The organism is Aerococcus sp. L_32 (assembly GCF_050689315.1).
The window spans coordinates 1-901 of record NZ_JBOEQF010000730.1 but is presented as its reverse complement, the minus strand read 5'-3'; the positions used below and the strand labels follow the sequence as shown (position 1 = coordinate 901).

1 protein-coding gene and 1 pseudogene are annotated in these 901 nt (G+C 38.6%); both read left to right on the top strand.

Translation table 11 applies throughout. From position 1 onward, the window contains the following. On the top strand, positions 1-687 hold a 687-nt coding region (locus tag ACRCJ0_RS16020), incomplete at its 5' end, for an ATP-binding cassette domain-containing protein (protein ID WP_431391163.1). A 1-nt stretch (position 688) separates the two neighbouring features. After that, a pseudogene (locus ACRCJ0_RS16015) lies at positions 689-901 on the top strand (ABC transporter permease); the annotation flags it as partial.

Genomic DNA, 901 nt, shown 5'->3' with positions numbered 1-901 from the left:
GAGTATAACCGTAATGTTCAGATGATCTTTCAAGATTCGACTATGTCCTTAAATCCGAAGAAACGGATTTTAGATGTGATCGCTGAACCAATTCGCAATTATTATCAATATTCCGAAAAAGAAGTGAAACATCGGGTAATCGAGCTGTTAGAGATTGTTGGTTTGAATGAAGATACAATCTATAAGTATCCGCATGAATTCTCGGGTGGTCAACGGCAACGTTTAGGGGTTGCGCGGGCTGTAGCCAGTAACCCTAAACTGATTATTGCCGATGAACCTACTTCAGCCTTGGATTTATCGGTTCAAGCGCAGGTTTTAAACTTTATGAAGCAAATTCAAAGTGAATATAACTTGAGTTACTTGTTCATTTCCCATGACTTAGGGGTTGTGGAACACATGGCAGATGAAATTGCCATTATGCATAAAGGACGATTTGTTGAGCGTGGTTCCAAGAAAGAAATTTTCAATAACCCGCAACATATTTATACCAAACGGTTATTGGCTGCAATTCCTGAAATGGATCCGAATAAACGTGCTGAGATTAAAGCACGACGTCAGCAAATTGATGCTGAGTATCAAAAGACGTCTAACATTTATTATGATGAAAATAATCGTGTTTATGATTTATCTCCATTCTCAGACAATCATGATGTTGCCTTTGATCAATCATTGAAAGGAGGCAATTAATATGTGGAAGACAATATTTAGAAGAGTTCTGCTGATGCTCCCGCAAATTTTAATTTTGAGTATCTTAGTATTCGCGGTAGCTAGATTGATGCCTGGTGACCCTTTTACAGGGCTTATCACACCAGAAACTGATCCTTCAACGATTGAAGCCTTGCGTGAACGGGCTGGTTTGAATGAACCGATTATCGTCCAGTATTTTAATTGGTTGAAGAAT